The 26,754-nt window shown below is 67.3% G+C and carries 26 protein-coding genes and 2 tRNA genes; 11 read left to right on the top strand and 17 right to left on the bottom strand.

Annotated features, from left to right (window positions below; genetic code table 11):
- From smpB to ACFFJD_RS04375, 7 genes are read right to left on the bottom strand one after another with little or no spacing between them, the layout of a single operon-like run.
- On the bottom strand, nucleotides 1-474 hold the full coding sequence (gene smpB / locus ACFFJD_RS04405) for an SsrA-binding protein SmpB (RefSeq protein WP_382361497.1): 474 nt from the start codon (nucleotides 472-474) through the stop codon (nucleotides 1-3).
- A gap of 25 nt (nucleotides 475-499) precedes the next feature.
- Entirely contained in the window at nucleotides 500-1,405 is a 906-nt protein-coding gene (ftsX, locus tag ACFFJD_RS04400; protein WP_382361494.1) for a permease-like cell division protein FtsX, read from the bottom strand.
- Between the two features lie 17 nt (nucleotides 1,406-1,422).
- Nucleotides 1,423-2,109: a cell division ATP-binding protein FtsE gene (gene ftsE, locus ACFFJD_RS04395; RefSeq protein WP_382361491.1), complete on the bottom strand. Its 687-nt coding sequence runs from the start codon at nucleotides 2,107-2,109 to the stop codon at nucleotides 1,423-1,425.
- Between the two features lie 48 nt (nucleotides 2,110-2,157).
- On the bottom strand, nucleotides 2,158-2,679 hold the full coding sequence (locus tag ACFFJD_RS04390; RefSeq protein WP_382361488.1) for an Rv3103c transmembrane domain-containing protein: 522 nt from the start codon (nucleotides 2,677-2,679) through the stop codon (nucleotides 2,158-2,160).
- On the bottom strand, nucleotides 2,676-3,563 hold the full coding sequence (locus tag ACFFJD_RS04385; RefSeq protein WP_382361628.1) for a mechanosensitive ion channel family protein: 888 nt from the start codon (nucleotides 3,561-3,563) through the stop codon (nucleotides 2,676-2,678). The genes ACFFJD_RS04390 and ACFFJD_RS04385 overlap by 4 nt, the downstream gene beginning before the upstream one ends.
- A 34-nt stretch (nucleotides 3,564-3,597) precedes the next feature.
- Entirely contained in the window at nucleotides 3,598-4,713 is a 1,116-nt protein-coding gene (gene prfB, locus ACFFJD_RS04380) for a peptide chain release factor 2 (protein WP_382361485.1), read from the bottom strand.
- A 30-nt stretch (nucleotides 4,714-4,743) separates the two neighbouring features.
- Complete coding sequence (locus ACFFJD_RS04375; RefSeq protein ID WP_382361482.1) at nucleotides 4,744-5,097, bottom strand: hypothetical protein; 354 nt, start codon at nucleotides 5,095-5,097, stop codon at nucleotides 4,744-4,746.
- A gap of 19 nt (nucleotides 5,098-5,116) precedes the next feature.
- Here ACFFJD_RS04375 and hisN point away from each other — a divergent pair, with 19 nt between their 5' ends.
- Complete coding sequence (hisN, locus tag ACFFJD_RS04370) at nucleotides 5,117-5,917, top strand: histidinol-phosphatase (protein ID WP_382361479.1); 801 nt, start codon at nucleotides 5,117-5,119, stop codon at nucleotides 5,915-5,917.
- Nucleotides 5,918-6,027: 110 nt separating this feature from the next.
- Entirely contained in the window at nucleotides 6,028-6,381 is a 354-nt protein-coding gene (locus ACFFJD_RS04365; RefSeq protein ID WP_382361476.1) for a VOC family protein, read from the top strand.
- 98 nt (nucleotides 6,382-6,479) lie between these two features.
- Here the strand turns inward: ACFFJD_RS04365 and ACFFJD_RS04360 are convergent, their stop codons facing one another.
- Nucleotides 6,480-7,139 (bottom strand): MBL fold metallo-hydrolase, encoded by a 660-nt coding sequence (locus ACFFJD_RS04360; RefSeq protein WP_382361473.1) that lies wholly within the window; start codon nucleotides 7,137-7,139, stop codon nucleotides 6,480-6,482.
- A 1-nt stretch (nucleotide 7,140) separates the two neighbouring features.
- Nucleotides 7,141-7,551 (bottom strand): NINE protein, encoded by a 411-nt coding sequence (locus ACFFJD_RS04355; protein ID WP_382361470.1) that lies wholly within the window; start codon nucleotides 7,549-7,551, stop codon nucleotides 7,141-7,143.
- A gap of 241 nt (nucleotides 7,552-7,792) precedes the next feature.
- Here ACFFJD_RS04355 and ACFFJD_RS04350 point away from each other — a divergent pair, with 241 nt between their 5' ends.
- The 4 genes from ACFFJD_RS04350 (at nucleotide 7,793) to ACFFJD_RS04335 (ending at nucleotide 12,670) form a co-directional block, all read left to right on the top strand.
- The gene (locus tag ACFFJD_RS04350) at nucleotides 7,793-9,160 is read left to right on the top strand and encodes an acyl-CoA dehydrogenase family protein (protein ID WP_382361467.1); all 1,368 of its coding nucleotides are present in this window, start codon (nucleotides 7,793-7,795) and stop codon (nucleotides 9,158-9,160) included.
- Nucleotides 9,161-9,191: 31 nt separating this feature from the next.
- On the top strand, nucleotides 9,192-10,409 hold the full coding sequence (locus ACFFJD_RS04345; RefSeq protein WP_382361464.1) for an acyl-CoA dehydrogenase family protein: 1,218 nt from the start codon (nucleotides 9,192-9,194) through the stop codon (nucleotides 10,407-10,409).
- 186 nt (nucleotides 10,410-10,595) lie between these two features.
- Nucleotides 10,596-12,005, top strand: a complete 1,410-nt coding sequence (locus tag ACFFJD_RS04340) for a lipase family protein (protein ID WP_382361461.1) — start codon at nucleotides 10,596-10,598, stop codon at nucleotides 12,003-12,005.
- A 20-nt stretch (nucleotides 12,006-12,025) separates the two neighbouring features.
- The gene (locus ACFFJD_RS04335; protein WP_382361458.1) at nucleotides 12,026-12,670 is read left to right on the top strand and encodes a TetR/AcrR family transcriptional regulator; all 645 of its coding nucleotides are present in this window, start codon (nucleotides 12,026-12,028) and stop codon (nucleotides 12,668-12,670) included.
- 4 nt (nucleotides 12,671-12,674) lie between these two features.
- Here ACFFJD_RS04335 and ACFFJD_RS04330 read toward each other — a convergent pair whose 3' ends face one another.
- Complete coding sequence (locus tag ACFFJD_RS04330) at nucleotides 12,675-14,558, bottom strand: propionyl-CoA synthetase (RefSeq protein WP_382361455.1); 1,884 nt, start codon at nucleotides 14,556-14,558, stop codon at nucleotides 12,675-12,677.
- 271 nt (nucleotides 14,559-14,829) lie between these two features.
- On the opposite strand from ACFFJD_RS04330, the gene ACFFJD_RS04325 reads away from it, so the two are divergent.
- Nucleotides 14,830-15,156 (top strand): transglycosylase family protein, encoded by a 327-nt coding sequence (locus ACFFJD_RS04325; protein WP_382361452.1) that lies wholly within the window; start codon nucleotides 14,830-14,832, stop codon nucleotides 15,154-15,156.
- 48 nt (nucleotides 15,157-15,204) lie between these two features.
- On the opposite strand, the gene ACFFJD_RS04320 is transcribed toward ACFFJD_RS04325, so the two are convergent.
- On the bottom strand, nucleotides 15,205-15,639 hold the full coding sequence (locus ACFFJD_RS04320) for a hypothetical protein (protein ID WP_382361449.1): 435 nt from the start codon (nucleotides 15,637-15,639) through the stop codon (nucleotides 15,205-15,207).
- 151 nt (nucleotides 15,640-15,790) lie between these two features.
- Here ACFFJD_RS04320 and ACFFJD_RS04315 point away from each other — a divergent pair, with 151 nt between their 5' ends.
- Nucleotides 15,791-16,282 (top strand): ferritin, encoded by a 492-nt coding sequence (locus tag ACFFJD_RS04315; RefSeq protein ID WP_382361446.1) that lies wholly within the window; start codon nucleotides 15,791-15,793, stop codon nucleotides 16,280-16,282.
- A 64-nt stretch (nucleotides 16,283-16,346) separates the two neighbouring features.
- Here ACFFJD_RS04315 and ACFFJD_RS04310 read toward each other — a convergent pair whose 3' ends face one another.
- From ACFFJD_RS04310 to ACFFJD_RS04295, 4 genes are all read right to left on the bottom strand, one after another.
- Complete coding sequence (locus ACFFJD_RS04310; protein WP_382361443.1) at nucleotides 16,347-17,630, bottom strand: vWA domain-containing protein; 1,284 nt, start codon at nucleotides 17,628-17,630, stop codon at nucleotides 16,347-16,349.
- Nucleotides 17,631-17,690: 60 nt separating this feature from the next.
- A complete protein-coding gene (locus ACFFJD_RS04305; protein WP_382361440.1) occupies nucleotides 17,691-18,815 on the bottom strand; it encodes a hypothetical protein in 1,125 nt (374 codons plus the stop codon).
- A 296-nt stretch (nucleotides 18,816-19,111) separates the two neighbouring features.
- A tRNA-Met gene (locus ACFFJD_RS04300) sits at nucleotides 19,112-19,188 on the bottom strand.
- 49 nt (nucleotides 19,189-19,237) lie between these two features.
- Nucleotides 19,238-20,485 carry a PucR family transcriptional regulator gene (locus tag ACFFJD_RS04295; RefSeq protein ID WP_382361437.1) on the bottom strand — a complete coding sequence of 416 codons (1,248 nt, stop codon included), beginning with the start codon at nucleotides 20,483-20,485 and terminating at the stop codon, nucleotides 19,238-19,240.
- A 25-nt stretch (nucleotides 20,486-20,510) separates the two neighbouring features.
- On the opposite strand from ACFFJD_RS04295, the gene ACFFJD_RS04290 reads away from it, so the two are divergent.
- Together ACFFJD_RS04290 and ACFFJD_RS04285 are read left to right on the top strand one after the other, a co-directional pair.
- Nucleotides 20,511-22,055: a flavin-containing monooxygenase gene (locus tag ACFFJD_RS04290; protein ID WP_382361434.1), complete on the top strand. Its 1,545-nt coding sequence runs from the start codon at nucleotides 20,511-20,513 to the stop codon at nucleotides 22,053-22,055.
- Nucleotides 22,052-22,915 (top strand): alpha/beta fold hydrolase, encoded by an 864-nt coding sequence (locus ACFFJD_RS04285; RefSeq protein ID WP_382361431.1) that lies wholly within the window; start codon nucleotides 22,052-22,054, stop codon nucleotides 22,913-22,915. Before ACFFJD_RS04290 ends, ACFFJD_RS04285 begins: the two co-directional genes overlap by 4 nt.
- A gap of 60 nt (nucleotides 22,916-22,975) precedes the next feature.
- Here the strand turns inward: ACFFJD_RS04285 and ACFFJD_RS04280 are convergent.
- Nucleotides 22,976-23,052: transfer RNA gene (locus tag ACFFJD_RS04280), tRNA-Met, on the bottom strand.
- A gap of 259 nt (nucleotides 23,053-23,311) precedes the next feature.
- Between ACFFJD_RS04280 and ACFFJD_RS04275 the strand changes: the two genes are divergently transcribed.
- The gene (locus ACFFJD_RS04275) at nucleotides 23,312-23,599 is read left to right on the top strand and encodes a hypothetical protein (protein WP_382361428.1); all 288 of its coding nucleotides are present in this window, start codon (nucleotides 23,312-23,314) and stop codon (nucleotides 23,597-23,599) included.
- 137 nt (nucleotides 23,600-23,736) lie between these two features.
- Here the strand turns inward: ACFFJD_RS04275 and ACFFJD_RS04270 are convergent, their stop codons facing one another.
- Nucleotides 23,737-26,715: a UPF0182 family protein gene (locus ACFFJD_RS04270; RefSeq protein ID WP_382361626.1), complete on the bottom strand. Its 2,979-nt coding sequence runs from the start codon at nucleotides 26,713-26,715 to the stop codon at nucleotides 23,737-23,739.
- Nucleotides 26,716-26,754 lie beyond the last annotated feature (39 nt).

Genomic DNA, 26,754 nt, shown 5'->3' with positions numbered 1-26,754 from the left:
TCACATGCCCTTGACCCGCCGGCCCATCTCCCGCTCCACTTCGCGTTTCGCGGTGCGCTCGGCGATGTCGCGGCGCTTGTCGTGCGCCTGTTTACCACGGGCCAAGGCCAATTCGACCTTCGCGTACCCGTCGGAGAAGTACATCTGCAGGGGCACCAACGTGAGGTTGCCGTCCTGCAGTTTCCCGATCAGCTGATCGATCTCGCGCCGGTGCAGCAGCAACTTCCGCTTGCGACGCACCGGATGGTTGGTCCACGAACCCTGACCGTATTCGGCGATGTGCAGGGCGTGCAGCCACACCTCACCGTTCTCCAGCGTGGCGAACGCGTCGACCAGCGAGGCCTTGCCTTCACGAAGCGCCTTGACCTCGGTGCCCCGCAACACGATGCCGGTCTCGTAGGTATCGAGCACCGTGTAGTTGTGTCGCGCCTTCCGGTTGGTGGCGATCACCGACCGGCCCTTCTCCCTGGGCACCGAGAACTCCTTCAGCTGTCGAAAATCAATCGCGGACGTACACCCGCAGCGTGCCGTAAGCGGTGATGCCCGCGACGACGATGCCGGCCAGCAGCAGCCACGGGGAGACGAACCAGACGTCGGCCGCCGTGATGCGCGCCAAGATGTTCACACCGTAGAGGTCCTCGAGGGCTTTGTCGAAGAAGAATACCTTCCCCAGGAACAAGCCGCCGATCGCCAGGCAGGCGCCGACCACCGCCGCGAGCACGGCCTCCAGCAGGAACGGCAACTGCGTGTACCAGCGGGTGGCACCCACCAGCCGCATGATCGAGACCTCCGTCTTCCGCGTGAACGCCGCGATCTGCACGGTGTTGACGATCAGCAGGATCGCCGCCAGTCCCAGAATCGCCGCGATCACGAAGGCCGCGTTACGCGCGCCGTCGAGCACGCTGAAGATCCGTTTGACCAGCTCCCGCTGATCGAGCACCCCGTCGATGCCGGGCGCCTTGGCGAACTTGTCCAGGATCTCGCCGAACCGGGCCGGATCGGAGGTGCGCACGCGCAGCGCCGCCTGCACCGAATCGGGGCTGAGGAACTCGGCCACCTCCGGCGAACTCTCCTCCCACGACTGCTTGGCCGAATCGAACGCCTGCTGCTTGCTGATGAAGGTCACCGAGGACACCCCGGGCTCGGCCTCCAGGTCGCTCTTGACCTGGGCGCACGGATCCTTGGTGCAGTTCTCGTCGGCCTTCGTCACGTCGTCGGTGATGAAGAACTGCATCTCGACGCGGTCCAGGAAGATCTTCTGGCTCTTGTCGGCCATCTGAATCACCAGCAGTCCGCCGCCCAGCATGCCGAGGGTCACCGCGGTGGTCAGAATCATCGCCAGGGTCATGGTGAGGTTCCGGCGGAAGCCGGTCAGGACCTCACGCAGAATGAAGTTTGCTCGCACGTCGTTACCGCTCTTCCCTATCCGATGCCGTAAACGCCGTACTCGTCATTACGTACGAGCCGTCCGCTGTCGAACTCCACCACCCGGCGACGCATGGCGTCGACGATGTGCCGGTCGTGTGTCGCCATCACCACGGTGGTGCCACCGCGGTTGACCCGATCGAGCACCTCCACGATCTCCTCCGACGTCTCCGGATCCAGGTTGCCGGTCGGTTCGTCGGCCAGCAGCACCGACGGCCGGTTCACCACGGCCCGGGCGATCGCCACGCGCTGCATCTCACCGCCGGAGAGCTCGTGCGGCATCCGGTCGGCCTTGCCCGACAGGCCCACGTACTCCAGCACCTCGGGTACGGCATCTCGAATCGTCGACGCGGGCTTGCCGATCACCTGCAGTGCGAACGCCACGTTGTCGGCGACGTTCTTCTTGGGGAGCAGCCGGAAGTCCTGAAAGACGCAGCCGATCGACTGCCGCAGTTTCGGGACCTGACGGGCCTTGAGTTTGTTGACGTGGAAGTCGCCCACCCAGATGTCGCCGGACGTCGGCCGGTCCTGCTTCAACAGCAGATGGAAGAACGTCGACTTGCCCGACCCCGACGGTCCGATCAGAAAGGCGAACTCACCCTTGTCGAGTTCGAGGGACAGTTCGGACAGCGCGGGCCTGCTCGACTTCGGATACTGCATCGTCACATCGGACAGCTTGATCACAGTATCGAAGTCTAACGACGCCGCCTGAGAGTCCCGCTCAGGGACGTGTCAGCGCGCCGGAACGCTCGTGGTGGGCGCGGTGGTCTCGCCGCCGGGCGTGGGCGACTCGGTGGTGTCCTGATTCTGCGGGAACAGGAAGTCGAGCGGACCGCTACGGCTCGGCGAGGTCGACGACGGCGTCGACGTTTCCGTCGTTTCGCTGGTGGTCGATTCCGGGGTGCGCGAGGTCGACGACGGCGCCGGAGTGCTTTCCGGCACCCAACGCTGCTCGTTCTGTTGCTGCCGCTGCTGGTTGCTGGTCGTCGGCGCGACCCCGTAGTACGAGGTGGTGTAGCCGTAGAGGAGCACCGAGCCGAAGAAGGCGATCACCAGCACCAAGGTCGTCGTACGCATGCGGGTGCGGTAGACGTGGCTGATCCGGGTCCACAGCCGCTGCCAGCGGGTCGGCTCCTCCTCGGATTCGGCTTCCTTCGACGCGGCGATGGCTTCCATCTCGTCGGTGGTGAGCAAGCCGTCCTCGTCCAGCCCGCCGTCGGACCCCGCCGACCGCTGCAGGTCGTCGCCCATCATGCGTCACTGCCCTCGTCGACCGGGACCTTGGCCGCCACGGTGATACCGCTGCGGGCCAGGCCCTGCACGATGCGCACGCGCAACGCACGGCTGATGTCGAACTGTTTGCCCGGCAGCGTGCGCGCCACCATCCGAACGGTCAACGAGTCCAGCTCCAGATTGGTCACCCCGAGCGGTGCCGGGGCGTCGAGCAGCAGGCGATGCCAGTGCGGGTCCCGGTAGAAGGCCTTGCCCACCGTGGTCAGCGTCTCGTTGACCACGGTGATGTCGGCGTCGGCCGGCACCGGCACGTCCACCACGGCGCGCGCCCATTCCCGGGACAGATTGTTGACCTTCAGGATCTGCCCGTTGGGCACGATGATCATCTCGCCGTCGCTGGTACGCAGGCGCGTCACGCGCAGGGTGACGTCCTCGACGGTGCCCTCGGCGATCGAGCCGGCCGTGATCGTCAGATTCACCACGTCGCCGTAGCCGTACTGGCGTTCGGCGACGAGGAAGAAGCCGGCCAGAACGTCCTGCACGATGCGCTGGGCGCCGAAACCGAGCGCCGCGCCGACCACCGCCGACGGTCCGACGAGGGCGCTGAAGCGCACCCCGAACACCGACAGGATGTGCAGCACCACCACCACCGCGATCAGCGCGATGACCGTCCACACCACCACGTCGACGAGGGCGCGCTGATGCTTGGCGTCCTCGGACTGCACGATGGCATCCGAGCGGTGGAACCGCTTGTCCACCCGCAGGTCGTACCGGTCACCGAGCCATCGGACGAAGCGGATCAGCAGGATTCCGCCCAGAATCCAGATCAGGATGTTCAGGCCCTTGGTGGCCAGCCACTCCTCGAGGAAGTTGGTCCAGTCGGGCAGTCCGAGTTTGGTGGTCAGATAGTTGACGTCACCGGTCGCCGCGAGTAGCAGGTCAGTCCTCTCCCTCGTTCATACGCCACCGGATACCGGCCTCGATGAACACGTCGAGGTCACCGTCGAGCACCGCCGTCGGATTGTTGCCTTCGACGTTGGTGCGCAGATCCTTGACCATCTGGTACGGGTGCAGCACGTACGAACGCATCTGGTTGCCCCAGCTCGAGCCGCTGTCGCTCTTGAGGGCGTCGAGCTGTGCGCGCTCCTCCTGCCGCTTGCGTTCGAGGAGTTTCGCGGCGAGCACCCGCATGGCGGACGCCTTGTTCTGCAGCTGGCTCTTCTCGTTCTGACAGGTGACGACGATGCCGGTGGGCATGTGTGTCAGGCGCACCGCCGAGTCGGTGGTGTTGACCGACTGTCCGCCCGGACCCGAGGACCGGTAGACGTCGACCTTCACTTCGTTCTCGTCGATGTCGATGTGGTCGGTGGTCTCCACCACGGGCAGCACCTCCACCTCGGCGAACGACGTCTGGCGTCGTCCCTGGTTGTCGAACGGGCTGATCCGCACCAGCCGGTGCGTGCCCTGTTCCACCGACAGCGTGCCGTACATGTACGGGGCCTTGACCACGAACGTCGCCGACTTGATGCCGGCTTCTTCGGCGTAGCTGGTGTCGTAGACCTCCACGCCGTAGCCGTGCTGTTCGGCCCAGCGGATGTACATGCGCATCAGCATCTGGGCCCAGTCCGCGGCGTCGATGCCGCCGGCGCCGGACCGGATGTTGACCACGGCCTCGCGCGAGTCGTACTCGCCGGCCAGCATGGTCTTGACTTCCATCGCCTCGATGTCGGCGCGCAGCGCGGCCCGCTCGGCGTCGGCATCGGCCTGCGCGGTGGCCTGCGCCGGGCCCTCTTCCATCTCGACGAGCTCGTAGAGGACCGGCAGGTCGTCCAGGCGGGAACGCAGCTCGGAGACGCGACGCAGCTCGGTCTGCGCGTGCGAGAGCTGACTGGTCACCTGTTGGGCGTGGTCCTGGTCGTTCCACAGTTCCGGGTCGGAGGCCTGCATCTCGAGTTCGGAGATGCGGCTGCGCAGCTCATCGAGATCCATCACCTTCTCGACCGTGGTCAGGGTGGTGTTCAGCGATTCCAGATCAGCAGCGACTTCGGGGTGCACAACATGCAAGCCTACCGACCCGCGGAGCGATCACGCTTCCAAGGTGCCGAACCGCCAGGTGGTGGCCGTCTTACCCGGCTTGTAAACCACGGGCCGCTCCTCACCGATGTACGGATCGGCGGCCTCGGCGGGCAGGACCATGGTGCGGTAGACCTCGGTCGGGGCGGTGTCGGCCCCGATGATGGTCCCGGACACGGTGAAGTAGACCTGGCCGTTCTTGTCGGCCTCGCCGCGACCACTGACTCCGGTGACGGTCATCGTCCCGCTCGCGTAGCCGGAGGAGGTCGAGGCCGAGCCGCCGAAACCTCGTCCGCGGCCCAGGAAGATCGACGCGATCGTCGCAGCGATCAGCAGGATGAACACGACGGTAATCCAAGGCGCCATGGGTCTACCCTAGGCGATCATGGACTCGATCCCCGCTGCCGAGAGTTTCGCCGCCGACCTGACCCTCGCACTGAATCTGGCGGACGCCGCCGACCGCTTGACCACCGCCCGCTTCGGCGCCCTCGACCTGCAGGTGGACGACAAGCCCGACTTGACGCCCGTCACCGACGCCGACCTGGCCTGCGAGCGTCTGCTCCGCGATCTCCTCGCCGCCGAGCGGCCCGCCGACGCCGTGCTGGGCGAGGAGTTCGGCGGCGAGGCCGCCCTGACCGGACGCCAGTGGATCATCGATCCGATCGACGGCACCAAGAACTTCGTCCGCGGCGTGCCCGTGTGGGCCACCCTCATCGCCTTGCTGTCCGACGGCGTGCCGGTGGTCGGGGTGGTCAGCGCACCGGCGCTCGGTCGACGCTGGTGGGCCGGCGCCGGGGCCGGCGCCTTCGCGTCGGTCGACGGCGGCGCCGCGCGTCCGCTGTCGGTGTCCGCGGTCTCGACGTTGGGCTCGTCGTCGCTGGCGTTCTCCAGCCTCTCCGGGTGGGCCGACCGCGGCATTCGGGAACGATTCGTCGAACTGACCGATCGCGTGTGGCGGGTGCGCGGATACGGCGACTTCTGGAACTACTGCCTGGTGGCCGAGGGCGCCGTGGACATCGCCGCCGAACCGGAGGTCTCCCTCTGGGACTTGGCGCCGCTGGACATCCTGGTGCGCGAGGCGGGCGGTCGGTTCACCGCCCTCGACGGCACGGCCGGACCGTCCGGCGGTAGCGCGGTGGCCACCAACGGGTTGCTGCACACCGAAGTGCTCGACGCACTGCGCTGAAAGTCCCGACTCGAAGCAATCGCTCGGTGTGCTCCCGAGCCCGCGGCTAGCGTGAGAAACGAACGCATTGGACCGCCGCGGAACTCTCCGCAGCACGCGCTAGGAGCGACATGACCCAGAACGACGTCAAGATGATCATGCTGTCCACCGAGGACCTGGACTCCTCCATCGACTTCTACACCCAGACGCTCGGCTTCGCCCTCAAGTTCCGCGACGGCACGCACTTCGCCGCCCTCGACGGCAACGGCATCACGCTCGCGCTGGCCACCGAGGTGGACCATCCGATCCCCGGCAAGGTGGTGGTGGGCATCAAGACCGACGACGTGGACGCCGCCGCGGAAGCGGCCGTCACCGCCGGCGGCGGCCTGGTGACCGCCCCCTACGACGATGCGCACGAGCGCCGCGCCGTGGTCTACGACAGCCAGGGCAACGGCCTGGTGTTCTACAAGTCACTCGGCCGCTGACGCCGCTCCCCCTGGTCCGCCGTGTCGCGACTCGTCCTTCGTGTCGCCGTGCTGCAGCGCGGGCGACGTGAAGGACGGGTCGCGACACGGGAACCGGTTCAGAACTCCCGGGAGGCGCCCGGTTCGATGACGACGAACTCGGTGCCGGCGGGTTTCATCTCGTCGATCCGCGCGTTGTGGATCGCGCGGCCGACGTCGGAGACCACCGCCTGGTGGATCGGGAAGGCGTAGCGCGGCGCCGTCCCGCGCAGGTAGTCCACGGCCTCGCTCAGCTTCATCCACGGCGCCGCCGCGGGCAGGGCGAGGACCTCGATCTCCTCGAACGGGATGTACAGGCTGTCGCCCGGGTGCATGAACGCTCCCGCACGATCGGGCGCGTCCAGGATGTACACCGTGTTGTCGACGACGGGCAGGTCCGGGTGGATCACCGCGTGACGACCTCCGGTGCCGCGCACCGTGACGTCGCCGACGGCGAACGACTGCCCCGGCGCCTGCACCGACCACTGCCCCATCGAGCCGTCGGCGTTCAGTTGCGCCGCCGTCTGCGGATCCGCGTAGCGCACCGCCTCCGGATTGGCCGCCACCAACGCAGGCAGCTTCGCCACGTCGGCGTGATCGGGATGCTGGTGGGTCACCAAGATCGCGTCGAGGCCGGTGAGCTGCTCGAAACCGGACGAGAAGTTGCCCGGATCGAACAGGATCCGGGCACCGGCGACTTCGACGAGGACGCACGAATGACCGAACGACGTGACCAACATGTCAGGCACTCAGCGCGCGCCCGTCCGCGTCGGGGAGCTTGCGGATGACGATCAGGATGAAGTCGATGAGCGACCAGATGCCCAGTCCGCCGCAGGTCAGCAGCTTGGCCACACCGAGCCCGGTGTAGCCGAGGTAGAACCGGTCCACCCCGAGCCCGCCGACGAACAGCGACAGCAGCATCGTGACGAGCCATTCACGGTCGGAGAACAGCCCCGGGATCGCACCGGCCTGGAACCAGTTTCCGCCGTTGATGTCACGCACCTGGGTGGTCGAGCGGACCCGACCCTCCAAGGAATGCGCCCGCAGTTCCTCGAACGAGATCGGCCCCATCTCCTGGCCGTTGATGACCGCGACGAAAGCACCGGGCGGTCCCTGGGGAGCATCCTGCCCGTATCCCGGCGGCGGCCCCATCGGGGGACCCGGCGGCGGCCCGGAGGGAGGCCCGAAAGGAGGCCCCGAAGGCGGTCCGGGCGGCGGAGGGAAACTCGGGGGTTGTGTCATGGCTCATACAGTAGAACGCCGAGTGGTCGATGTCCTTGCGGACGACACTATCGACATCTTCCTTACCGCCAAGTAAGGTCTCTTCTTACCCCGGAGTAAGATTCCGCAGCGAACCCGCATCACACCGTTCGACGCCGAGAGAGTGCAGGCCATGACCGAGAAGACCCAACCCCGCGACACCACGTCCGTCGGCGCGCAGCCCCACAAGCGCACGCCCATCGGCGCCGCCATGCGCGCGCTCACCGCCATCACCGGTTCCGACTTCGCCGCCAAGTACAAGCTGCGCGAGCCGCTGAACCGGGTCGCCTACGAGGCCACCAAGTCCGGCTTCAAGACGCTCGGCGCCGCCAGCCGCGCCTTCTCCCCGGCTGCCGGCGGCGGCGACCCGCAGCGCCCCGTGGTGAGCCCCAAGGGGTACTTCAACCTGAATCCGGACGAGGAGCAGGCGATGATCGCCGAGACCGTCCGCGACTTCGCCACCGAGATCCTGCGTCCGGCGGCCTACGACGCCGACAACGCGGCGACCGCGCCGGCCGACATCGTCGAGCGCTCGGCCGAGCTCGGCATCACCATGATCAACGTGCCCGAGGCCTTCGACGGCGCCGCCGATGAGCGCAGCGTCGTCACGAACGCACTGGTCGCCGAGGCCATGGCCTACGGCGACATGGGCTTGGCCCTGCCGCTGCTGGCGCCGAGCGGCGTGGCCACCACGCTGACCAACTTCGGCAGCGACGCCCAGCAGAAGACCTACCTGCCCGACTTCGCCGGCGAGAGCGTCCCGGCCTCCGCGGTGGTCATCGCCGAGCCGCGCCCCCTCTTCGACGCCTTCACCCTGCACACCAAGGCCACCCGCGTACCCAGCGGCTACCGCCTGACCGGCGTCAAGTCGTTCGTGCCGAACGCGGGCAGCAGCGAGCTGTTCCTGGTCGGCGCGATGCTCGACGGCCGTCCCGCCCTGTTCATCGTCGAGTCCGACACCACGGGGGTCTCGGTGGAAGCCGACCCCGGCATGGGTCTGCGCGCCGCGGGCATGGGTCGCCTGATCCTCGACAACGTCTCGGTGCCCGCGCACGCCATCGTCGGCGGCGAAGAGGGCGACGCGGCCGTCGCGGCCTACAGCGACGTGGTCCGGCTGTCGCGCCTGGGCTGGTCGGCGCTGGCCGCCGGTACCGCCAAGGCGGTCCTCGACTACGTGATCCCCTACGTCAACGAGCGCGAGGCGTTCGGCGAGCCGCTGTCGAACCGGCAGGCCGTCGCCTTCATGGTCGCCACCATGGCCACCGAGGTCGATTCGATCCGCCTGGTGATGCTGCGCGGCGCCTCGCGCGCCGAGCAGGGACTGTCCTTCGCCCGCGAAGCGGCCCTGGCCCGCAAGCTGACCATCGACAAGGGCCTGCAGATCGGCCTGGACGGCATCCAGCTGCTCGGCGGCCACGGCTTCACGAAGGAGCACCCGGTGGAGCGCTGGTACCGCGACCTGCGCGGCGCAGGCATCGGCGAGGGCATCGTCGTCCTCTGACGGGCAACGAGCGACGAAGAGAGAACATCCCATGGCAATCAATCTCGAACTCCCCAAGAAGTTCAACGCCCACATCGACCAGGCCCGCCAGGCCGGCCTGCAGGTGTTTCGGCCGATCTCGCGCAAGTACGACAGCGCCGAGCACGAGTACCCGGTGGAGCTGGACACCCTGGCCGCGCTGTACGACGGCCTCGCCGAAGCCGGGCAGGCCGGTGCCGGCGCGGCCGGTGGCCGCGGCGACGAGGGCAAGCAGCGGCCGGAGGGCTACAACGCCAACGGCGGCAACATGCAGTCGATCATCAACTCGATGGAGGCCTCCTACGGCGACGTCGGCCTGATGCTGTCGATCCCCTACCAGGGCCTGGGCAATGCCGCGATCGCCGCGGTGGCCACCGACGAGCAGCTCGCCGCCTTCGGCAAGGTGTGGGCCGCGATGGCCATCACCGAGCCGAGCTTCGGCTCCGACTCCGCGGCGGTCACCGCCACCGCCACCCTCGACGGCGACGAGTACGTGCTCAACGGCGAGAAGATCTTCGTCACCGCCGGTTCCCGCGCCAGCCACATCGTGGTGTGGGCCTCGGTGGACCGCAGCCTCGGCCGCGCCGCCATCAAGAGCTTCGTGGTCCCCCGCGAGCACCCCGGGGTGACCGTGGCGCGACTGGAGGAGAAGCTGGGCATTCGCGCCTCCGACACCGCGGTGATCGTCTTCGACGACTGCCGCATCCCGAAGGAGAACCTGCTCGGCTCCCCCGAGGTGGACGTCAAGAAGGGCTTCGGTGGGGTGATGCAGACCTTCGACAACACGCGCCCGATGGTGGCCGCCATGGCCGTCGGCGTGGCGCGTGCGTCGCTGGAGGAACTGCGCGCGGTGCTGGAGAAGGCCGGCCTGGAGATCGATTACGACCGCCCCGCCAGCGATCAGCCGGCCGCCGTGGCCGAGTTCATTCGCCTCGAATCGGACTGGGAGGCGTCGTACCTGATGACGCTGCGCGCGGCGTGGATGGCCGACAACAAGATGCCGAACTCGCTGGAAGCGTCGATGAGCAAGGCCAAGGCCGGCCGCACCGGCACCGACGTGACCAACAAGGCCGTCGAGCTGGCCGGCACCGTCGGCTACTCCGAACGCTCCCTGCTGGAGAAGTGGGCGCGCGACTCGAAGATCCTGGACATCTTCGAGGGCACCCAGCAGATTCAGCAGCTGATCATCGCCCGTCGCGTGCTGGGCAAGTCCAGCGCCGACCTGAAGTAGCCCCCGCGCCCCTCGCGCACCCACGAACCCCACCCGGCCTCGCGCCGGGTGGGGTTCGTCGCTTCGCGGGCCCTCTTATGTGCCACGCCACCGCGGAGTACCGTCCAGTAGGACAGTGAAACATTCATGTTTCACTCGGGGCCGTCGACACGGGCCCGCACTTCGAGAATCCAAGGAATCAATGCCGTGAAGAATCCACTCCGCGCGGCGACGGCGGTCGGGGCCGCCGCCGCGCTCGCCCTGGGTCTGCTCGCACCCACGGCGACCGCCGAGCCGTCGAGCCCAGCCGACGGCAAGCAGCAGGTGCGCATCGCACCGGCACCGACGATCGCCCTGCCGCAGGAACTCGATCGCGGCTTCTACGAGCCCTCCCGGCGCGTGCTGGCCGCGACGGCGCCCGGCGACATTATCGCCGCGCGCAAGATCAACCCCGCCACGCTGGGCCTGGTGCCGATGAACGTCGACGCCTGGCAGCTGTCGTATCGCTCGACCGATACCCGCAACCAGCCGATCGGCGCGGTCACCACCCTGCTCAAGCCGCGCGGCACCAGCAAGGGTCCGCGCAAGGTGGTGTCGATGCAGTTGGCCGAGGATTCCACGGCCGGGTACTGCGCGCCGTCGTACGCGCTGCAGCAGTGGTCGGCGGCCGCCGCGGTGGGACAGCAGGTGATCCCGGCGGAGATGATCATCGCGCAGGGCATGCTGGCACAGGGCTGGGCGCTGGCCATCCCCGATCACCAGGGTCCCCGCCACGCGTACGCCGCGGGCCCGCTGGGCGCACGCATCACGCTCGACGGCCTGCGCGCGGCCAAGAAGTTCGCGCCCGTCGGCATCGACGACGACTCGCCGATCGGCATGTACGGCTACTCCGGCGGCGCCATCGTCACCGGCCACGCCGCCGAACTGAAGCAGACCTATGCGCCCGAGCTGAACATCGTCGGTGCAGCCGAGGGCGGGGTGCCCGCCGATCTGAAGGTGGTGCTCGACGCCGCGCAGAACGGGGCCACCAGCGGGCTGATCCTGGCCGCGGTGCTGGGCTTGAGCCGTGAGTACCCGAACTTCGCACGGTTCCTGAATCGTCACCTCAACGCCGAAGGCAAGGCCCTGATGGCCGTGAAGGGGCCGCTGTGCGTCGGACATCAGATGCTGGCCGCCCCGTTCCTCAACAACAAGGGCTTCATCCAGTGGCCCGGCGACCCCGCCGACGCCCCCGCGGTGAAGAAGGTGCTCGACGACACCCGCATGGGCAAGGCCGTGCCGGACATGCCCATGTACATCTGGAATGCGCAGCTCGACGAGATCATCCCGGTGTCGCAGGTGAACACCCTCGTCAAGACCTACTGCCGCGCGCCGAAGGTGTCGATCACCTACACCCGCGACCATCTCTCCGAGCATTTGATCGGCGAGATCGCCGGCGCGCCGCTGGCCACGCTGTGGCTCAAGGACCGATTGGAGGGCAAGCCCGCCGCGCCGGGCTGCGTCGTCCGAGACGAGCTGACGATGACCTCCGACGCACAGTGGTGGCCCGCGTTCTCGGCTGCGGTCGGCGACAACGTCGCGTCCCTGTTCGGCGCCGCGCTCGGTCGGGGCAAGTAGCCGCGCACCACCGTAATCTGGTGGCTGTGAATGCCGACCGGGTGTACCGAGGCCAAGCCCTCGACGACCGTCGCCGAGACCGCCGTGAGCGGTTCCTGGCGGCGGGCGTCGAGGTCTTCGGCTCCGCGGGGTACGCCAACAGTTCCGTGCCCCAGGTGTGCCGCGCGGCCGGGCTCTCCACCCGGCAGTTCTATCAGGAGTTCACCGATCGCGAACACCTGCTGCGCACCCTCTACGACCAGCTGCAGGACCGCACGATGGCCGAGGTCAACGCCAAGGTCCTCGAACGTATCGCCGCAGGCGACGAGATCGACGGAATCCTCGACGCCGGGGTGCGCGCATTCCTGGCGGTCTACCACGACGACGCGCGCCTGGTGCGCATCAACTTCATCGAAGTGGTCGGCGTCAGCAGCGACTTCGAGGCACACCGTCAGCGGCGCCGTGCCCAGTGGGGCGAACTGCTGCAGGCCGCGGCCACGGTGGGCGCCGAGGGCGGCCTGGCGCTCTCCGCCGCGACACCTCTGCAGTGGGCGGCCTACATCGGCGCGGTGAACGCCACCATCGTCGAGCACGCACTGGACCCGGCGATCACCGAGGCCGACGTGGTCGACACCATGCGCACGCTGCTGCGCCCGGGAATCCTGGGCGCAGCAGACCCGACCTGACCGGTCAGTCGTGCGGCGCGAGCTGCTCGGCGAGCGCCTCCAGCACGGCGGGATCCTCGATCGTCGACGGCACGGCGTATTCCTCGCCGTCGACGATCTGGCGCATGGTCTTGCGCAGGATCTTGCCCGAGCGCGTCTTCGGCAACGCGGGCACCACGGTCACGTCCCGGAAGGTCGCCACCGCGCCGATCTCGTCCCGCACCAGCTTCACCAGCTCGCTGCGCAAGGTGTCGTCGGGAGTGTCGACACCGGCCTTGAGCACGATGTATCCGCTCGGTCGCTGCCCCTTGAGGTCGTCGTGAATGCCGACCACCGCGCACTCGGCGACGGCCGGATGGCTCGCCACCACGGCCTCGATGCTGCCGGTGGACAGGCGGTGTCCGGCCACGTTGATCACGTCGTCGGAGCGGCCGAGCACGAAGACGTAGCCGTCGGCGTCCACATAACCGGAGTCGCCGGTGAGGTAGTAGCCCGGGAAGGTGTTCAGGTACGACGACCGGTAGCGCTCTTCGTCGCGCCACAGTCCGGCGAGGGTGCCCGGCGGCAACGGCAGGCGCACGACGATGTTGCCCTCGGTCCCGGCCGGCACGGGCTCGCCCGCGCCGTCGACGATCTCGACCCGGAACCCGGGCACGGGCACGCTCGGCGAGCCGGCCTTGATCTCCAGCTCCTCCAGGCCGCGCAGGTTGGCCACGATCGACCAGCCCGTCTCGGTCTGCCACCAGTGGTCCACCACCGGGACGCCCAGCTTCTGAGAGGCCCAGAAGAAGGTGTCCGGGTCCAGGCGTTCTCCCGCCGCGAACAGCGTCCGCAGGCTCGAGGTGTCGTACTTGGCGAGCTCGGCCGCCTCCGGGTCGGCCTTGCGGACGGCGCGGATGGCCGTCGGCGCGGTGAACAGGGCGACGGCGCCGTGCTCGGCGATCACGCGCCAGAAGGCGCCCGCGTCGGGGGTGCCGACCGGCTTGCCCTCGTACATCACGGTGGTCGCGCCCGCCAGCAGCGGGCCGTAGACGATGTAGGAGTGCCCCACCACCCAGCCGACGTCGGAGGCCGTCCACCACACCTCGCCAGGTGAGATGCCGTAGACGTTCTTCATCGACCAGGTCAGGGCGACGGCGTGCCCGCCGTTGTCGCGGACCACGCCCTTGGGCTTACCCGTGGTACCCGAGGTGTAGAGGATGTACAGCGGATCGGTGGCCGCCACCGGCACCGGGTCGACCGGCGTCGCGGCGGCGCTCACCTCGTCGAAGTCCAGCCAGCCGTAGTCGGCAGCGCTGCCGGCCACCTCGGGACGGTCCTTGACGATGACGGTCGACGGCGCCGTCGACGCCAGTTCCAGCGCGGCCTGCACCATCGGCAGATACTCCACGGTGCGACCGGGCTCCAGACCGCCGGAAGCCGTCACGATCGCCACCGGCTCGGCGTCGTCGATCCGGGTGGCGAGCTCGGGCGCGGCGAAACCGCCGAAGACCACCGAATGGACCGCGCCGATGCGCGCGCAGGCGAGCATCGCGATCGCCGCCTCCGGGATCATCGGCATGTAGATGATCACGCGATCACCCTTGCCCACGCCGCGCTCGGTGAGCGCACCGGCGAAGGCCGCGACCGCGTCGAGGAGTTCGGCGTAGGTGTAGGTGCGTTGGCGGCCCACCATCGCCGAGTCCCAGATCAGTGCCGCCCGGTCGCCGTGTCCGGCCGCCACGTGGCGATCCAGCGCGTTGGCGGACGTGTTCAGCATCGCGCCCGGGTACCAGCGGTAGATCGGCGGCGCCGAGTCGTCCAGTGCCCGCTCCGGAGGGGTCAGCCAGTCCACCGCTTGCGCGGCATCGAGCCAGAAGCCCTCCGGGTCGTCGATGCTGCGAGTGAATTCGTCGTTGTATGCGCCCACGTGACCACGGTAACGATCCCCTCTCGTGTCGGCGGTCACTTTTCCGGTGTGTACCGCCTCACAATCGGTCTCGGCCAGATCACGAAATGATCACGGCCGCCTGTCCGTGATGACCAGGAACGACGTCCCGCAATCGCCCGCCGGCCGCCGATCGCGTGCGTGCCGTGGCTCACAGAATGGCGCGTGACCTTTGCTTTCCGATCTCGTAGCGTCGTCCGCGGCCCGAAATCGCCGAGGGAAGACGCCCCGGCGAGACAAGGAGGAATACCCCATGAGCTTCACCAAGATCGCGACCCGCGCCATCGTCACCGGCGCCCTCACTCTGATCCCGATGGCCGCGGTGGCCGGCAACGCCTCCGCGCAGACCCACAATTGGGATGCGGTCGCCTCGTGCGAGTCCGGCGGCGACTGGTCGATCAACACCGGCAACGGCTACTACGGCGGCCTGCAGTTCTCGCTGCCGACCTGGCAGTCGCACGGCGGCTACGGCATGCCGCATCAGACCAGCCGCGAAGAGCAGATCCGCGTCGCCGAGAACGTCCTGCAGACCCAGGGCGTCGGCGCCTGGCCCACCTGCGGCGGCCTGCTGTACTCCTGATCGACGGATCCGCACACTGGGGCCGCCCGGAGCGCACCGCCGATTCGGTCAGCCCCAGTGTCGTGCCTGCTCCACCACGAAGCCGACGACGATCACCAGGGTCCCGCCGACCTCGCCGATGATCAGCGCGACGGTGGCGAAGGTCAACGCCCGGTCGGCCGGGTGGTACTGATTGGTCGTGTCCCGGCGCCAGCCGTGCAGGCAGTACGCCGCGATGGCCCCGACGAAGAACGCCACCACCACGGCGAGCGCGACGACGTTGACCCACGTCGGCCAGGCGCTGAACTGAACGAAGGGCGCCAGCATCACCGTCGCGAAGGCGTACATCAGTGCCGCGCGATGCGCGATGTCGACGTAGACGTGTGCCTGCCCGACCGGGCTTCGGCTGATCTGGACGAACTTCCAGACCCCGAGCAGCAGCGCCCACAGGAAGATCAGTCCGCCGGCGATCAGCGCGAGTTGCGTCGACAATTCCAGATACACGCGTCAACCGTATCCTCCCGGCAGGTCCGCACCCACTGCCCCAGCTCACCCTCACTTAGGCTAGGATTGGCATATATCCGCAGTTCAGAGCGGGTTTAGGGTAGACACATCTTGCTAGCGCAATGCGCTGGGGGAGCCTAACGTGAAGGGCATGAAGATGAACGAGGAACTCGAACACGCATTCAGCAAGCAGATCACGTTGGAATTCGAGTCGGCCATGCTTTACCGGCAGCTCGCCATCGAATTCGAACTGATGGATCTTCCCGGCTTCGCCACGTGGATGAAGACCCAGGCCGCCGAGGAGCTCACCCACGCGGACCGACTGATCAAGCATCTACTCGACCGCGACAACCACCCGGTGATCGGCGACATCACTCTGCCGTCGATCAAGATCGACACCATCGGCGATGCCTTCGCGATCGCCCTCGAAGCCGAGGAAGCGGTGTCGGAGTCGATCCGCGGCCTGTACCGCCTCGGCCAGGAGACCGGCGACATCGACTCGCGCCCGGTGATCGACTGGTTCATCGCCGAGCAGGTGGAGGAGGAAGCCACCGTCCGCGAGATCATCGGCCGGATCAAGCTGATCGACGGCGACGGCTCGGGCATCCTGCGCCTGGACTCCGAGCTCGGCTCGGCGGCCTGACGGCCCCGTCACACGCAACGACGGCCCTCCCGGAGCGATCCGGGAGGGCCGTCGTGCTTCTGCGCTAGCTCACGGGGTCGGGACCGCGACCGCGCTTGCGGTTGGCCCGGTGATACGACGCCCGGCTGATCTTCGACATTCGTCCGGCACCTCTCGGCCCGGGGGTCTTCGAGAGTCGGCTCATCGCATCCACCTGGGCGATCTCCGCCTCGATGTCGGCCCGTAACGCCTCCGGCGCCGCGCCGAGCGAATCGCCGAGCAACGCGTGCGCATCGCCCATCAACCGATCGCCGGAGTCGTACTCCCCCCGCTCGAACGCCTCGGACGCCCGCCGTTTGCGCTCCTGCGCTTGCTGAAAGAGCAGTTCGGAGGTGACGCTGGGCTCGGGCACCCGTCCGGCCGCCGCATCGCCGGGAACCACGTTGACCGAGATGGGCAAGGTCGCGACCTGCTCCACCAGGCCCGGCAACTCCACGAACCGCAGTTCCAGCGTGGCAATGCGGGCGAGGCCGAGGCCCGCCATGGCGGGAACCGCGAACTCGAGGAGCAGTTTGCGCCGCTCCTGCCCGTACAGGTCACCGAGATCGATCAGTACCGCGCCGTCGGCGGTCGTCACCGCCGGCAGGTCGTTGTACAGGCGCACGAAGGCCACCTCGGACGCCATCGAGACGGTGAGCGCGAGACCCTGCACCACCTTGTTGAGCAGACCGTCCACTTCTCCCGCGATCGCTGCACCTGCCGCATCCGGGTCTGCGGCGAAGACGTGGTTGCCGGCACCCGCCCGCGCCAGCGCCGACAGCAGCGTCTCGTCGTACCCGTCGCCGTACCCCAGGGTGGAGGTGACGAGGCGATCGGCGTAGGCCTTGGCCGCCAGCGAGGCGAACTCGTCGGGCTCGCGCAGGCCGGTGTTGACGTGGCCGTCCGAGACGATCAGAAGGGTGCCGCCGGACTCGCCTGCCACCCGGCGGAGCTCGCGCAGGCCGCGAAGGTAGCCAGAGGACAGGTCGGTCATTCCGCCGGCCTGCACCGAATTGATCCGGTCGATCACCGACTTCTTGTCATCCAGCGGACCCGCGGGCACCACCACCTGGGCCGCGTCATCGAAGATCACCAACCCGAAGTCGTCGGTCGGCTCCAGCCGACGCACCAAATCGACCAGGGCCCGCTTGGCCCCGTCCAGAGGCGCCCCGCGCATGGAACCGGACCGGTCCAGCACCACCTGCAGGGCGGCCTTCGGACGTTCCGCATCCTCGGCCGCGGCCGGTGCTTCCAGGTCGAGGAGCACCGCCACGCGATCCTCGGTCTCGAGGGCGACGACGTTGACATCAAGCAGCGCGCTGAACTTCATGGGAAGCCTTTCGACGAGGGACCCACAAGGTAGCGCCCACCACCGACAATTCAGCGGCCCCTATCCTGCGGGCAGCCGCTGAACCAGAGCACTCAGTTCAGCAGCCAGCGCGTCGCACTCGGGACGTGTCTGCCCGGCCGGAGTCGTCGCTCGACACTTCTCAAGTACACCCGCGAGCGCCTGGACATCGCTGACGGTGACACCGACAGTCGCACCCCTTACCTGCAACCCGGAGCATTCCGGCGGCAGTTCCGCAGATCCGAGTCCAACACGGTTCTTCGCCAACTCCCCGACTGTCGTGGCACACCGGGAAAGGCCCGTGAGCGCGGTCGCACTCTCGGCACGCTCGGCGTCGAGATAGTCCAGCGAGTACGACAGGCCGAGCAAGCCGCCCACAAAGAGAAGGAGGCAGAGGGAGCTCACCACCCCTGACGTCAGACCGCCTATTCGTCGGCGGATCACGGCAACCATGGCGCGCTGCTGGGTCGCATAGACTTCCGCCCGGATACGAGCGGCCTTCTCCACCAGATGCGCCACCTTCTCGTCGGTAGAGGATCCGCCCTTGTCGACATGCTCCTCAACCTCCCTATCCGCTTCCACCGCTTGCATGGCGTAATCGACGATGAGGGTAGTCGCGTCACTAGGACTAAAGACGGTGGCAGTATTGCCCTGCAGTTTCACTGCTGCGCCGGCAGTTCCTCCTTTCCTTTTGTTCAGCGCACCCAATTCTCCGTAGATCCGAGCCACTTCATTGGCTTCGACCTCACTCAGCTCCGAATTCCACCCGTTTCGCATATTTTCGATGTTCAGCCCCATCGCCAACGGCCGGGTCATCCGGTTGAACCACCACCAGGTCAAGACGATCGACGACGCCATCGCAATGAGCGCGATCAGCGCGGCCCACTGGGCCCCGCCGCTCTCCGAGGGATAGATATCGGTCGCCGACTTCAGCGTTATCCAGCCAAGCGCGGTCGTCATTGCCCCGGCGAGGACCTTGCCCCACAGTCCCGCGCTCGCCCTCAACTTCTCCGCATCATCAGCGTTGCGCTTGGCAACCTTCTCCGCTTGCGCGGCCAGGATATTCGTCAATCCCGTCGGTGAACTCTGCCCCGACGCCGGTGGCGGCGCTTCCGAATCGGCACCCGGTCCCTCATGGCCCGGAGGTAGCACAGTCTTTTCGGTCATTGTTATTCCTCCTCATGCTCCAGCCCCGACCAGGCGGACGCTACTGAGGCCCGGAGACACTACGCTTCGGTAACGCGCAAATTGGTCCCACAAGCAATCATCCCGTGACCAGGTCTCGCTCTCACTGCCGTGAAACTGGACCCCGTGTGCCGACTCCCGAATGTCGGTTCGGTTCGCGCGCGCCTTCTGAACGTGCGCGGGAACGGAAACGACAATCGGGAACACACCGATGCGCCGGTAGTCGAGATCGCAGAAAGCAGAAGACCCGCACCGTTTCCGGTGCGGGTCTTCTGTGTTGGTAGCGGGGGCAGGATTTGAACCTACGACCTCTGGGTTATGAGCCCAGCGAGCTACCGAGCTGCTCCACCCCGCGTTGCATCGGTAACACTACACAGGCCCGCCGAGGACACGAAACCCGCTGGTCAGGAGCCCAGGTCGGCGTGCAACCGCAGAGCCAACTCCAATTCCAGTCGATGGTCGACGATGGGGCGCCCGAGTACCTCGTCGATCTGCGCCAGGCGGTACCGGACCGTGTTGTGATGAAGCCCGAGTTCGGCCCCGGCCCGCCGCGAGTTCATCCCCGCCTCGAGAAACGCCTGCAGCGTCTCGCGCTGCCGGCGCGCCGCGTCGGTGTCGGCAGCCAGCGCGCCCAGCGCGGTGGCCACGAATTCTCGGGCCCGGTGTGGATCCACCACACACAGCGCGGTGACCGCGACCTCATCAATGAGGGCGACGGCACCCTCCGGCCGCAACTCGGCCACGCGGATGGCCTCTGCCGCTTCGGCGTGGGTCGCGCGAAACCCGTCGACACCCGCTCGCGCGCGCCCCACGCCCACCCAGACATCCGCCACCGATTCGGGCTCGATCAACTCCGGTCCCCAGCACCACATCGTCGCCCCATCAAGGGGCACCTGCAGAAAAGCCGCGTCCCCGAAGAGTGATCGCGCCGCCCGCGCCAGATCCACTCCGGGGTCGGCCGCGCGCAACACCACCCCCCGATGCACCCCCGTCAAGCGGTACCCGAGCCGGGTTTCGACGGCCGACAGATCCGTCGGGGCGTTCGAGAGCAGCAAGCGAACGTCGGCCAGCCTCCGCAAGGTGCGCTCACGTGTGATCCGCTCGTCTTCAATCCGGAACTCGTGCGCCATCTGGGCCAACACATTGTCCATCCAAGTCAGCAGGAAGCGGGTGCCGTACGCCGCGACCGGGACCGCACCGGGATCGGTGGCGAAGCTGTCCGCCACCGCCTTCGCCCACCGCTCCACCGTGTCGTAGGCGCCCACCCGATAGGCCTTGCTCACCACATCGAGGCTGATTCCAGACACCACCAGCGTTCGGATGTAGCCGAGCGCCTCGGCCGAGAGTTCGACGGCTTCCGGCTGCACCCCGGCGACCAGCGCGTCCATCACGACGATGTTGTTCGCGCGGCACGAGATGAGCAGTATCTCCTCGAGTCGGGCGGCATGCAGTTCCGGAACCTGCGCGGCGACAGCTTGCGCGTTGTGTCGCGCTACCGCTTCTACGTCCGCGCGCAGGCCCTGCGCCACCTTCGCGACCATCTCCGCCAGCGAACTCATGCCCCAATTTTGATCCATTTGGTCAAAGGAAGCACAAAATTCGACCACCTTTTCGTATTGGCCATCATACTTCCGTGTGAGTGTGAACGTCATCACCTACCGCTTTAGGAGTTCTTCGATGACCACAAGTTCACTCGCCCGCGCGGTGCCCAAGCACGTCGATGTCCTCATCGTCGGCGCCGGCATCTCCGGAATCGGCATGGCGTATCACCTGAGCCGGCAACCCGGCCGAACCTTCGCCATGGTGGATGGTCGCGACGCCATCGGCGGCACCTGGGACTTCTTCAAGTACCCCGGATTGCGGTCGGACTCGGACCTGCACACCTTCATGTTCCGGTTCAAGCCGTGGACCTCGAAGAACGCGATGGCCAACGCCCCCGAGATCCTGGCCTACCTGAACGAGACCGTCGACGAGTTCGGGCTGCGCAAGCACCTCTACCTCGGCCACCACGTGCACTCGGCAGACTTCCACTCCGACGAGGGGCTCTGGCATGTCGAGATCGAGCACGACGGCGTCCGACGCAGCGTGACCTGCCAGATCCTGTTCTCGGCCGCGGGCTATTACCGCTACGACGGCGGCTACACCCCCGAGTTCCCCGGGATCGAGTCCTTCGGCGGAACCGTGGTGCACCCGCAGGCGTGGGACGAAGACCTCGACTACACGGGCAAGCGCATCGTGGTCATCGGCAGCGGCGCCACCGCGGTCACCCTCGTGCCGGTGTTGGCCGAGAACGCCGGTCACGTCACCATGCTGCAGCGCTCGCCGTCGTACGTTCTGTCGCTGCCGCGCCAGGACCCCATCGCCAACGGTCTGCGCAGGGTGCTGCCCGACCAGGCAGCCTACTCCCTCACCCGCCGGTTCAACATCTTCAAGAACCGGGCGCTGTACAACGCCACACGGCGCTGGCCGGGCGCGGTCCGCAAGCTCCTCCTCACCCTCACCGCTCAGGCTCTGCCCAAGGGCTACCCGATCGACACCCACTTCAATCCCACCTACAACCCGTGGGACGAGCGCCTGTGCCTGATCCCCGACAACGACTTCTTCAACTCCATCTCCAGCGGCCGCGCCTCCGTCGTGACCGATCACATCGCAGGCTTCGACGAGGGCGGCATCCGCTTGAAGTCGGGCGAGTACCTGGAAGCGGACATCGTGGTCACCGCCACCGGCCTCAACCCCCAGGCGTTCGGTGCCATCGACCTCAGCGTCGACGGGAAGCCGATCGACATCGCCGACACCGTCACCTACAAGGCGATGATGCTCAGCGGCGTCCCGAACTTCGCCTTCACCATCGGCTACACGAACATCTCCTGGACGCTCAAGGTGGACCCGGTCGGCGAACATCTGTGCCGTCTGCTCGACCACATGGATCGCACCGGCAACACCGTGATGACACCGATCATTGATCCGACCGCCGAGGTGGAGGCACTGTTCGACATGCAGTCCGGATACCTGCAGCGCGCCTCGCAGACCTTCCCCCGCCGAGGCGTGGAAGGCTCCTGGACTATGGATCAGGACTTCGTGGCCGATAAGGAGCGCCTGATCGACGGTCCGGTCGAAGATCCGGACCTGCATTTCTCCGCCCCCCGGCCGGTGTTGCGGTCCGTTGCGGCCGAGACCGCGCAGTCACAGGAAGCCATCGAGGAAGAAGTGGTGTCGGCATGATCAGCCAATTCATCGACGTCGACGGCCGGCGCGCACGGGTCAAGGTAGCGGGTGACGACGCCGCGCCCCCGCTGGTGCTCGTGCACGGAATCAGCAGCAGCCTGGAGGACTGGGCGGCGGTGATCTCCGCTTTCGCCGTCGACTATCGCGTGATCGCGCTGGATGTCCCCGGATTCGGCTATTCCGACCCCGTGCCCGACGCCTACAGCATCAATGCGCTGGCCGACGCGGCCATCGGCGTTCTGGACGCACTGGGCGAAACGCGGCCGGCCCACTGGATCGGCAACTCGCTGGGCGGCGCCATCTCGCTGGCGGCCTCGGTGCGGCGGCCCGACCGAGTCACCTCGCTGATCCTGATCAGCCCGGCCGGCTTCGGCAGTTCCGTCACTCCGCTGTTGCGTTCGCTGACCATTCCGGTCCTGGGCAAGGTGATCGCCGCCCATCCCAGCCGAAGCTCGGTCACCATGCTGCACCGGCAGGTGTTCGCCGATCCGGCGTTGGTCACGCGCTACCGGATCGACCATGCGATGGCCATCTCCGCGGAGACCGACGCCGACGAGTTCTCGCGCCGGGTGGCTGCCCAGGTCGCGAGCATCGGCGGGGTCCGCAAGCAGTGGCGCCGAGAGCTCCTCGCTCAGGCTGCTGCCGCACCGGTCCCCACCCTGGTGATCTGGGGCGCCAAGGACCGCATCCTTCCGGCCGACCACGCCGCCTCGGTGCGCCGGGAGCTCCCGCATGCCGACCTCGTCGTGCTGCCGGGCGTGGGGCACATGGCACAGCTGGAAGTCCCCGAGCGCTTCTTGGCGATCGCGGAGCCGTTCCTGATCGCCTCCGCCGCCGAGGCAACCGCGAGCCGTTAACCCGCAATCGCCGCCACAACGAAAAGACTCCCGATCAGAATTCTGATCGGGAGTCTTTCTTGGTAGCGGGGGCAGGATTTGAACCTACGACCTCTGGGTTATGAGCCCAGCGAGCTACCGAGCTGCTCCACCCCGCGTTGCAAGAGCTACGTTACACAGCGCCGCTCCGGCAAGGCAAATCGACGCCCACCGCCCTCGTCGACGCCGAAGAGAGCGGGCTTCGCGCCGCGATAATGCCAGCTCAGGGCCATGACCGCCCACCCCTTCGCCCCATCCGGCAAGACGCCACAGAACCCGTTATCCCACCGTCGGCATTCTGTCCGGAAAATCGGACCCATGTGATTCTCCTCACGAATGGGCTACATTGGAGGCGGAGCACCAATCAGAGGAGGAGTCATGGCTACCCATTCCGTCCACGAGAACCGGGGCTGGCATCCCATGAGCATGGTGGCGTTCACCAGCCTGCTCGTCGGTGCGTGCTTTGCCGCGCTCTGGGTCATCACCCTGGCCGACCTGCCCGACAACAAGCCGACGAACATCGCTTACGGCTGCATCGCCCTGGCGCTGCTGTCCACGACAGCTGCCATCTTCACCTGGCTGACCCGTCACCTACACCACTCGCCGCTGCTGCCCGATCACACCGACGCAGAGGTGAGCCGGTACCTGAAGAAGGTGCGCGGCTGACAGACCGGGGCTCATCCCGAAGCGCCACGGTGAACTGAAAGTCGGCAGCACGGGTCACGCCCCATTGAAAGACGACGCGGGCCCTGCCATCCCAGAAGGCAGGACCCGCGTCGTCGTCTGTGCGACCAGGCGGCCGATCAGTTGCCGAGCGACTCGTACTTGGTCACCGCGTCGTCGAGCTTCTTGAGCGCGTCGCCCAGCTGACCCAGGTCACCGCTGCTCTGCGCCTTCTGCACGGCGTCGAGCGCGGCACCCAGCTCCCGCACGGCGGCATCCCGCTCGGGCGAGCCACCGGGCTGCGGCGTCGGCTGCGGCTTCTCGTCGGTCTCCGGCTTCGGCTCCGTGCCCGACGGCGCGCCCTCACCGGCGAGCGTCGGCGTCGCCGCACTCGGGTTGATGCCGACCTGGCTGAGCGCCTCGCCGACCGTCGGAGCGAAGCCCACGCGGACCCCGCCCTCACCGGCCGCCGCGTTGTAGTAGGTCAGCACCCGATACAGCTTCGGCATGGCCGAGTCGCCGGACTTGGCCTCGGTGTAGATCGGCTGCGCATACAGCAGACCGTTCTTGCCCACCGGGAGCGCCAACAGGTTGCCGTACAACACGTTCGTGTTCTCCAGCAGCTTCAGCTCCTGCTGCACGCGCGCATTGGTCTTCATGTTCTCGCCGGCCTGGCGCGGACCGATCGTCGTGGTGTTGGTCGGCAACGTCTTGACCGTGATCTTGCCGTAGCCGTCCGGATCGGAGTTGGCCGTCATGTACGCGGCCAGGTTGGGCCGGTTGAGCGCGTTCAGGGCCGCCGTCAACTGGAACTGCGCCGTGTTCATCCGCCCGGGTGCCGACGCCGTGAAGTAGTACGGCGGCTGCTTGGGGCCCTCGTTGGACTCGGTCCGCGGATCGGCGGGCACCGACCAGAAGTTGTTGGCCCGGAAGAACGTCTGCGCATCGCTGACGTGGTAGCGGGTCAGCAGTGCGCGCTGCAGCTTGAACAGGTCCTCCGGGTACCGCAGGTGGGCCCGCAGATCGGGCTGGCTGTCCAGCTCGGCCTTCGACTTCACCACACCCGGGAACACCTTCATCCACGTCTTGAGCACCGGATCGGTGTCATCGGCCTGGTACAGGTCCACCTTGCCGGTGTACGCGTCGACGGTCGCCTTGACCGAGTTCCGCGCGTACGACACGTTCTCGTTGACCTGGGTCCGACCGGTGGTGCCGCTGTCGGCCTGCCGGGAGTCGGCGGTGGCGTCCTGCAGCGACATCTGCTGCGAGTACGGGTAGTTCTCCAGCGTCGTGTAGCCGTCGACGATCCACTTGATGGATCCGTCGGCCATCACCGCGGGGTAGGTCTTGGCATCCACGGTCAGCCACGGTGCGACCTGCTTGACGCGGTCCCGCGGATCGCGGTTGTACAGGATCCGGGAGTTGTCGTTCAGCGCGTTCGACAGCAGGAAGTTCCGCTCGCCGTACTTGAGCGCGTACAGCAGACGCGAACCCCAGTTGCCCAGGCTCACCCCCGAATCGGCGGTGTAGGTGTACGACGCGCCGTCGCCGTCGAACTCGCGGTCGCCCTCGGTGGAGCCGACGATGGAGTAGTCCGGGCTGAGGCTGCCGATGAGCTCACCGAAGTAGATCCGCGGCTGCTTCACCTTGAACGGAGCGTTCTTCTGGAAGTTCGGATCCTCGATGGACTTGACGTCGGCGACGATGAACACCGGCAGACCACCGCGGTCGGACGACGAATCGCCGGCCGCCTCGTCGACGGTGTTGGCCTGCGCGGCGATGAAGCCGTTGCCGTGCGTGAAGACGGTGTGCTTATTGATCCAGTCGGTCTGGTTCTCGCCCAGCCGGTTGGGGTCCACCTCGCGCACCGCGACCACGAAGTCGCGCTGCTGGCCGTCCACCTCGTAGCGGTCCACCGCCAGCTGCGACGGGAAGCCGTAGATGTTCTTCAGCGCCTGCCGCTGGTAGAAGGCCTTGGACAGCAGTTCCGGATCCAGGATGCGGATGTTGCTGAGGGTGGCCTCGTCGGAGTTGACCTCGGCCGGGATGGCCGGGGTGCGCGTCCAATCGCCCTCGTAGTTCACATCGACGCCGTCGCGAATGCGGAACGCATCGCGGGTGGCGTTGATATTGCGCTGGATGTATTCGCGTTCCTTGTCCGCCGCGCTCGGCTTGACGGCGAACTGCTCCATCGCCATCGGCCAGGCCACGCCGATCACCAGCGACGACAGCAGCAGCAGCACCGCGCTGAGCGCCGGAATCCGCAGGTCGCGCAGGAAGATCGCGGAGAAGAAGGCGATCGCGCACACGATCGCGATGACCATCAGGATCAGCTTGGACGGCAGCACGTAGTTGATGTCGGTGAACGTGGCACCGGTGAAGATGTCACCGCGTCGTTCGCTGGTGAGCAGGTCGTAGCGATCGAACCAGTAGGCCACGGCCTTGAGCGCGACGAACAGTCCCGCGATCACCGCGAGCTGCACCCGGGCCGGTCCGCTGATCGAGCCGGAACGCCCGCCGCCGCCGAGCCGGATGCCGCCCACCATGTACTGGGTCAGCAGGTTCGCGACGAAGCCGATGCCCAGCGCCAGGAACAGCAGGTCCATGATCAGCCGGACGAACGGCAGGGTGAAGGCGTAGAAACCCATGTCCATGCCGAACTGCGGATCGGAGATCCCGAACGACTCGCCGTTGAGGAAGGTCAGGACGGTGGACCACGAGGCCTGGGCCACCAGACCGGCCATCAGACCGATCAGCAGCGCCGGCAGGATGCCCAGCAGCCGCGGCCGCTTGCTGATCGTCTCGCGGTATCGCGCCAGCGGATCGTTGGGTCCGGCGGCCATCACATACGGCGGCCGGGTGCGATACGCGAAGTAGATGCAGGCGAAGACGATCGCCCCCACCACGAGCGTCGCGACCAGGAAGATGATCACCCGCGAGGTGATCATCGTGGACATGACCGACGAATAGCCCAGGTCCGAGAACCACAGCCAATCGGTGATCAGACCGACCAACCGCGGCCCGAGGATCAGCAACAGCAGCAGCACCACCGCCACGCCGATCAGGATCTTGCTTCTACGAGACAACGACGGCCGTCCGATAGGACTGCGCACACCCACCACGATCGTTTACTCCAATTGGGGGTCAAGGGACAGCGA

Source organism: Gordonia phosphorivorans (genome assembly GCF_042432625.1).
Taxonomy (GTDB): Bacteria; Actinomycetota; Actinomycetes; order Mycobacteriales; family Mycobacteriaceae; genus Gordonia; species Gordonia phosphorivorans.
The sequence above is the reverse complement of the archived record's forward strand: the minus strand, read 5'-3'. Positions and strand labels throughout refer to the sequence as shown.

Coding starts and splice junctions, on each gene's coding strand:
- ACFFJD_RS04390 (WP_382361488.1), bottom strand. CDS start 2,679: ATGATGGGCGACGACCTGCAGCGGTCGGCGGGGTCCGACGGCGGGCTG.
- ACFFJD_RS04375 (WP_382361482.1), bottom strand. CDS start 5,097: ATGGCGCCTTGGATTACCGTCGTGTTCATCCTGCTGATCGCTGCGACG.
- hisN (WP_382361479.1), top strand. CDS start 5,117: ATGGACTCGATCCCCGCTGCCGAGAGTTTCGCCGCCGACCTGACCCTC.
- ACFFJD_RS04365 (WP_382361476.1), top strand. CDS start 6,028: ATGACCCAGAACGACGTCAAGATGATCATGCTGTCCACCGAGGACCTG.
- ACFFJD_RS04360 (WP_382361473.1), bottom strand. CDS start 7,139: ATGTTGGTCACGTCGTTCGGTCATTCGTGCGTCCTCGTCGAAGTCGCC.
- ACFFJD_RS04355 (WP_382361470.1), bottom strand. CDS start 7,551: ATGGGGCCGCCGCCGGGATACGGGCAGGATGCTCCCCAGGGACCGCCC.
- ACFFJD_RS04350 (WP_382361467.1), top strand. CDS start 7,793: ATGACCGAGAAGACCCAACCCCGCGACACCACGTCCGTCGGCGCGCAG.
- ACFFJD_RS04345 (WP_382361464.1), top strand. CDS start 9,192: ATGGCAATCAATCTCGAACTCCCCAAGAAGTTCAACGCCCACATCGAC.
- ACFFJD_RS04325 (WP_382361452.1), top strand. CDS start 14,830: ATGAGCTTCACCAAGATCGCGACCCGCGCCATCGTCACCGGCGCCCTC.
- ACFFJD_RS04315 (WP_382361446.1), top strand. CDS start 15,791: ATGAAGATGAACGAGGAACTCGAACACGCATTCAGCAAGCAGATCACG.
- ACFFJD_RS04310 (WP_382361443.1), bottom strand. CDS start 17,630: ATGAAGTTCAGCGCGCTGCTTGATGTCAACGTCGTCGCCCTCGAGACC.
- ACFFJD_RS04305 (WP_382361440.1), bottom strand. CDS start 18,815: ATGACCGAAAAGACTGTGCTACCTCCGGGCCATGAGGGACCGGGTGCC.
- ACFFJD_RS04295 (WP_382361437.1), bottom strand. CDS start 20,485: ATGACGTTCACACTCACACGGAAGTATGATGGCCAATACGAAAAGGTG.
- ACFFJD_RS04290 (WP_382361434.1), top strand. CDS start 20,511: ATGACCACAAGTTCACTCGCCCGCGCGGTGCCCAAGCACGTCGATGTC.
- ACFFJD_RS04285 (WP_382361431.1), top strand. CDS start 22,052: ATGATCAGCCAATTCATCGACGTCGACGGCCGGCGCGCACGGGTCAAG.
- ACFFJD_RS04275 (WP_382361428.1), top strand. CDS start 23,312: ATGGCTACCCATTCCGTCCACGAGAACCGGGGCTGGCATCCCATGAGC.